The organism is Clostridium tarantellae, assembly GCF_009295725.1.
GTDB lineage: Bacteria > Bacillota > Clostridia > Clostridiales > Clostridiaceae > Sarcina > Sarcina tarantellae.
In genome coordinates, this window is the sequence record NZ_WHJC01000489.1 from 1 (window position 1) to 1486 (window position 1486).

Below are 1486 nucleotides of genomic sequence, written 5' to 3' on the forward strand. Positions count from 1 at the left end.
CTATTATAGGATTAAAATGAGTATATATGTTATTGTAAAAATTTGTATAAAGAGAGGGATAATAAATGGATTGGTTAAATGTTGAATCAATTGAAGATTTAAAAGCATTTGGAAATCTTCAAAAAACAAGAGTTCTTATTCGTAAAGATTTAGAAACTTTATTTAAGAATAAAAAATCTAAAGATAAAAATATAGTTGAAATGATAAAATTAAATAGTGGAAGCTGGCAAGGCCTTTTTGATAAGATTATTGCTTTAAGAAGTGTGATTGAAGATTTACAAAATAATTTAGTTAATAATAATATTGTAAAAGAAGGATATTTTAATAATTTAGCATGTGAATATATATTTTATATTTTAGAATTAGATGGAAAACAAAGAGCAGACAAATTAAAAATAACTATGAAATGTTATTCAAATAAAAAAATAGCTAAGAAGTGGAGAGATTCTATAGCTAAAGTTATTCATCCTGATAAATGTCCAAATAAAGGGGCTACTGAGGCTATTGTCAAGTTGAATCAATTATATGAGGAAATGGTAGGTAATGAATAAAAATGGGCATAATGAAAGAAATAACACTAGTATAATAGAATTTAAAAGACATGTAATAGATGTAAAAATTGATATACCAGAAAATCCAGAAAATACTTATAAATCACATTTGACAGGAGTAGCAAAATCTTGGATTGAACATGCTCATATTGATAAAAGAGGAATAATTTGGGTTGATACTGAAAAAATGCATACTATTCTTAGAACTTCAAAATCTAATGCTAAATATATATTAAATAATGTTTCTGATAAAAATAAAATAAGATTAAAAAATATAATTTATGTTTGTGCTTATGAAATTGGAAGAATTATAGATGAAGCTATTCAAAGTCAAAAGTCAGGTACAAAGCTTCAATATTTAAGGTATTCAGAGAAAATATATAAGGCCATTAGAGATTGTGATTGTGCAGAAAATTTAAGAAATATTTATTGTCAGCAATTAGAAGATAATAGAAAAACTTTAAAGAAAAAAAGAATAAATAAATATAAAATTAAATTTGATGAATTAACAGAAGAAGTTTTAATAAAAAAAACTGCTGAATTTTCTCATATTAGATCTTATGCTCTATTTAATGAATTAGGTAATGAAATTGAAAATGGATTAATTGTAAATAAAGAAACCCATAAATTAATAACTAAAGAAGGAATAAATGATGAAAATGAGCTTTTAATATTATGTAATGATAAAGGTTGGAACATTAATTGGTATGAAAAATTTAAAAAATATTTTAATTTAAAATAACTTAATATATAATAGTCTGTTATTATAACAACAGACTATTATATAAAATATAGTTTATATAATTTTAATTACACCACTTTACAAGTAATTAAAAATTAATTTTATAAAAAATGAACCAAATTCCTAAAAACTGTGCAAACTATTAATACACCCAATACTAATAAAACACAGGAGGAATTTGGTTCTATGAATA

General features: G+C 22.5%; 2 protein-coding genes. Both read left to right on the top strand.

Annotation, left to right across the window (positions count from 1 at the left end; genetic code table 11):
* Nucleotides 1-65: 65 nt before the first annotated feature.
* Entirely contained in the window at nucleotides 66-551 is a 486-nt protein-coding gene (locus GBZ86_RS15845; RefSeq protein WP_152892258.1) for a hypothetical protein, read from the top strand.
* Entirely contained in the window at nucleotides 544-1293 is a 750-nt protein-coding gene (locus GBZ86_RS15850) for a hypothetical protein (RefSeq protein WP_152892259.1), read from the top strand. The genes GBZ86_RS15845 and GBZ86_RS15850 overlap by 8 nt, the downstream gene beginning before the upstream one ends.
* Nucleotides 1294-1486 lie beyond the last annotated feature (193 nt).

Excerpts from the sequence above, each read along its gene's own strand:
- GBZ86_RS15845 (WP_152892258.1), top strand. The coding sequence starts at position 66 with ATGGATTGGTTAAATGTTGAATCAATTGAAGATTTAAAAGCATTTGGA.
- GBZ86_RS15850 (WP_152892259.1), top strand. The coding sequence starts at position 544 with ATGAATAAAAATGGGCATAATGAAAGAAATAACACTAGTATAATAGAA.